The sequence below is a fragment of the Acidimicrobiales bacterium genome, assembly GCA_036399815.1.
Classification (GTDB): domain Bacteria; phylum Actinomycetota; class Acidimicrobiia; order Acidimicrobiales; family DASWMK01; genus DASWMK01.
In genome coordinates, this window is the sequence record DASWMK010000187.1 from 1 (window position 1) to 4115 (window position 4115).

5 protein-coding genes are annotated in these 4115 nt (G+C 74.1%); 2 read left to right on the top strand and 3 right to left on the bottom strand.

The genetic code is table 11. From position 1 onward, the window contains the following. Positions 1-157: 157 nt before the first annotated feature. Positions 158-1291, bottom strand: coding sequence for a 4-hydroxyphenylpyruvate dioxygenase (gene hppD, locus VGB14_14115; protein HEX9994058.1), 1134 nt, complete (start codon positions 1289-1291; stop codon positions 158-160). Between the two features lie 71 nt (positions 1292-1362). Between hppD and VGB14_14120 the strand changes: the two genes are divergently transcribed. Then, positions 1363-1908 carry an Lrp/AsnC family transcriptional regulator gene (locus VGB14_14120; GenBank protein ID HEX9994059.1) on the top strand — a complete coding sequence of 182 codons (546 nt, stop codon included), beginning with the start codon at positions 1363-1365 and terminating at the stop codon, positions 1906-1908. Next, positions 1905-3044: an aminotransferase class V-fold PLP-dependent enzyme gene (locus VGB14_14125; GenBank protein HEX9994060.1), complete on the top strand. Its 1140-nt coding sequence runs from the start codon at positions 1905-1907 to the stop codon at positions 3042-3044. Before VGB14_14120 ends, VGB14_14125 begins: the two co-directional genes overlap by 4 nt. Positions 3045-3065: 21 nt before the next feature. On the opposite strand, the gene VGB14_14130 is transcribed toward VGB14_14125, so the two are convergent. Continuing rightward, positions 3066-3755 carry a maleylpyruvate isomerase family mycothiol-dependent enzyme gene (locus tag VGB14_14130; protein ID HEX9994061.1) on the bottom strand — a complete coding sequence of 230 codons (690 nt, stop codon included), beginning with the start codon at positions 3753-3755 and terminating at the stop codon, positions 3066-3068. Then, a partial coding sequence (locus tag VGB14_14135) for a hypothetical protein (protein ID HEX9994062.1) occupies positions 3755-4115 on the bottom strand: 361 nt, incomplete at its 5' end. The genes VGB14_14135 and VGB14_14130, both read right to left, overlap by 1 nt.

A 4115-nucleotide genomic window follows, 5' to 3' on the forward strand; every position in this document is an offset into this window, starting at 1 on the left:
CAGCAGGATCGACTCGTTCCCGCTGAAGCCCTCGTAGCCCATGACCTCCTCGGTCAGCAGGCGGCCGTCGTCGGCCCGGACCTGTGTGTGCCGCTTGGGCGGCACCTCGCCCATCTGCACGTACCTCATCGCGCCCCCTTCCGGCCCGGAGCGGCCATCAGAGATTCCCCCTCGCGGCCTGCTCGCGCTCGATCGCCTCGAACAGGGCCTTGAAGTTGCCCTCGCCGAAGCCCTTGGCCCCGGCCCGCTGGATGATCTCGAAGAACACCGTCGGGCGGTCGGTCACGTTCTCGGTGAAGATCTGGAGCAGGTGCCCGTCCTGGTCGCGGTCGACGAGGATGCCGACCTCGGCCAGATCCTCCCACGGCAGGTCGATGCCGGCCATGCGGACCTTGGCGTCCTCGTAGTAGACGGGCGGGACCTGGAGGAACCGCACGCCCCGCTCCCGCAGCGCCCGCACGGCGGTGATGATGTCGTCGGTGCGGAGGGCGATGTGCTGCACGCCGGGGCAGCCGTAGAAGTCGAGGTACTCCTCGATCTGGCTCTTGCGGCGGCCCTCGGCCGGCTCGTTGATGGGCAGGACGACCTTCGAGCCGTCCCACACGACCGTCGACATCAGCGCCGAGTACTCGGTGGAGATCGCCTCGTCGGAGAAGTGCACCATCTGGTCGAAGCCGAAGATGCGCCGGTAGTAGTCGACCCAGCGGTCGAGGGCGCCGAGCTCGACGTTGGCGACGACGTGGTCGATGCGCTCGAGGCCGACGGCCGGGCCGACCGGCCGGGCGAGCGGCGAGGCCTCGTAGCCGGGCGCGAACAGGCCGCCGTAGTCCTTGCGCTCGACGAAGGTGTGGTTCGTGTCGCCGTAGGCGGCGACCGAGGCCCGCACCATGCGGCCCTGCCCGTCCTCGGTGACCTCGGGGGCGGACACGCCGGCCGCGCCGCGGGCGACGACGGCCCGGTAGGCGCCGGCCGCGTCGTCCACCAGGAAGGCGACGTCGCGGACGCCGTCGCCGTGGGCGCGGACGTGGGCGGCGATGGGCGAGTCGGGGCCGAGCGCGCCGGTGACGACGAAGCGGATGTCCCCGTGGGTGAGGACGTAGGACACGCGGTCCATCACGCCGGTCTCGGGGCCGGCGTAGGCGACGATGTCGAAGCCGAAGGCGGCGGCGAAGAAGCCGGCCGTCGACCGCGCGTTGCCGACCCACCACTCGAGATGGTCGATGCCCCCCAGCCGGGGCGGCGGCGGGGCGGTCTCCTGCTGTTCCTCGGGGATCAGGTCAACCGTGGTCATTGCCGGTCCTTCCTCGGCTCGTGCGAATTGTCACCACCAATCCAAGGACCTGCGATCAAGAGCGTCAACCAGTGGCCGAGACGGTGGACATCCTGCCCATTCGAGTGGAGGGGATGCTGTACGATCTGGCCATGTTGCCCACCGGCATCGACACCCTCGACGCCCGCCTGATCTCGGCGCTCGCGGAGACGCCGCGCGCGGGGGTGATGGAGCTGGCCCGCCAGCTCGGTGTGGCGAGGGGGACGGTACAGGCCCGGCTCGACAAGCTCCAGCGTCGCGGGGTGGTCACCGGCTTCGGCCCGGACCTGTCGCTGCGGGCCCTCGGCTACGACGTGCTGGCCTTCACGACCCTGGAGATCTCCCAGGGCCGGCTCCAGGACGTGATCGACCACCTCCGCAACATCCCGGAGGTGCTGGAGGCCCACGCCACGACCGGGCCGGGCGACCTCCACTGCCGGATCGTGGCGAGGACCAACGAGCACCTGCAGCAGGTCATCAACCGGGTGCTGGAGGTGAGCGGCATCGTGCGGACGACCACGCAGATCGCGCTCTCCGAGCAGATCGCCCTGCGCGTGCTGCCCCTCGTCGGCCAGGTGCGGGACGCGGAGCCGGCGTGAGGACGGCCCTCGACCGCAGCCTGTTCCCGGTCACCGAGCGCTGGGCCTACCTGAACCACGCCGGCGTCGGGCCGCTCGCCGCGCCGGTGGTGGAGGCGATCCACGCCGCGGCGCGCGTGGTCGCCGAGAACGGGTCGGTGGGTGTCGAGGACCGCCTCGAGGCGATGGAGGGCGTGCGGGCGAAGGCGGCCCGGCTGCTCGGCGTGCCCGCCGCCGACGTCGCCTTCGTCAAGAACACGACCGAGGGCATCGGCTTCGTCGCCTCCGGCCTCGACTTCGGCCCCGGCGACCGGGTCGTCGTCCCCGACCTGGAGTTCCCCTCGACCCTGCTCCCCTGGGTCGCGCTGGAGCCCCTCGGGGTGCGCGTCGACCGGGTCGCCCCCGAGGGGCCGGGCCGGGCCGTGCTGGTCGAGCGGGTGGCCGAGGCCCTCGACCGGGGCCCCTGCCGCGTCGTCGCCTGCAGCTGGGTGCAGTTCGGGCGGGGCTGGCGGGCCGACCTCGCGGCGCTGGCCGAGGTGTGCCACGCGCACGGCGCCCTCCTCTGCGTCGACGTCATCCAGGGGCTCGGCGTGCTGCCGGCCAGGCTCGCCGAGTGGGGGGTCGACTTCGCCGCCGCCGACGCCCACAAGTGGCTCCTCGGGCCGGAGGGCATCGGCGTGCTGTACGTGGCCGAGCGGTGCCTCGACCTGCTGCGCCCGCTGGAGCCGGGGTGGGCGTCGGTGGCCCACCGGACCGAGTGGGAGAACCTCGACCTGGTGTGGGCGCCCGACGCCCGCCGCTTCGAGGGCGGCTCGTTCAACATGACCGGCATCGCCGCGCTCGGCACCACCGCCGACCTGCTCCTCGACGCCGGCGTGGACCGGGTGTGGCACCACGTCGACGGCCTCCTCGAGCGGGCCGCGGCCGGGCTGGCCGACCTGGGGGCCACCGTGCTGTCGGACCGGTCGGGCGAGGGCCGCTCCGGCATCCTGACCTTCGAGGTCCCCGGCGCCGACCACGCCGCCGCCGCCCGCCTGCTCGAGGCCGAGGGGGTCGTCCTCAGCGCGCGGGGCGGCGGGCTGCGGGTCTCGCCGCACGGCTACAACACCGAGGCCGAGATCGACACGCTGCTCGCCGCGGTGGCCAGCCTGCGCTGAGCCGGCGCCCGGCTCGTGCGGTCAGGCCGTGGCGGTCGCCTCCCCGAGGCTGGCCGCCGGCAGCGGGAAGACGGACAGGTGGGGCAGCCACGGGTCCGGGTCGGCGTCCCACCGCCAGGCCCGCAGCTCGTCGTCGGTGCGCCGCCCGGTGAGGCCGCGCAGCAGCTCCCAGTCGTCGCCGACCTCGACGGTGGCGCCCGGCTCGCCCGACCCGGCCAGGAGCTCCCGGCCGCCCGACACGATCCGCAGGGCCGGGACGCCGGCCTCGTCCAGCCGCCGGCCCATGCCCTTCACGAACCGGGCCGCCACCTCGCCGACCGCCGGGTCGGCGCGGTCGCCCGGGACGCCGAGCGCGCCGCGCAGGTCGTGCTCGTGGGAGATGACGTCGGCGAGGAGGATGAACCCGAGCGAACCGCCGCCGGTGAACACCGGCGTCATCGGGTCGCCGTAGCCGCTCCACTCGTCGAGCACGTCGGGGACGGACCGGTCGGCGCGGGCGGCGACGTGGCGGGCGCTCCACTCCTCGCCGGGGGCGCCGTCCATGGTGCCGTTCACGACGTCGCCGGCGACGCCGCAGAGGTGGCGGACGAGGTCGGCGACGGTCCAGCGGGGACAGGCGGGGACGGGCCGGTCGAGGTCCTCGGGCCCGAGGTCACGCACGAGCGCGTCGATCCGCTCCGCCGCCTTGCGGTACTCGGGGCCCGGCTCCATCAGCGGTGCCCCCTCCGGACGATGCCGAGGGCGCCGGCGACGATCAGCAGCACACCGCCGGCGAGCGCCAGCCAGAGGCCGATGCCGACGGCGGCGCCGGCGAGGTCGAGGTCGCCGACGTCGAGGATGTCGTAGACGGCCACGCCGGCGAGGACGATGCCGAGGGCGAGCGCTACGAACCCGCCCACGCGGGCCAGCGGGTCGAGGGTGGCGAGGAGCCAGAGGACGCCGAGGGCGATGCCGAGGACGCCGACGATCAGCACGGTGTAGGCGTCGTTGCTGGCGTCGAAGCCGGAGACGTCGCCGACGTCGCTGCTGATCCAGGTGAGCAGCGAGCCGACCACGCCGAGCAGGCCGCCG

Coding starts and splice junctions, on each gene's coding strand:
- hppD (HEX9994058.1), bottom strand. CDS start 1,291: ATGACCACGGTTGACCTGATCCCCGAGGAACAGCAGGAGACCGCCCCG.
- VGB14_14130 (HEX9994061.1), bottom strand. CDS start 3,755: ATGGAGCCGGGCCCCGAGTACCGCAAGGCGGCGGAGCGGATCGACGCG.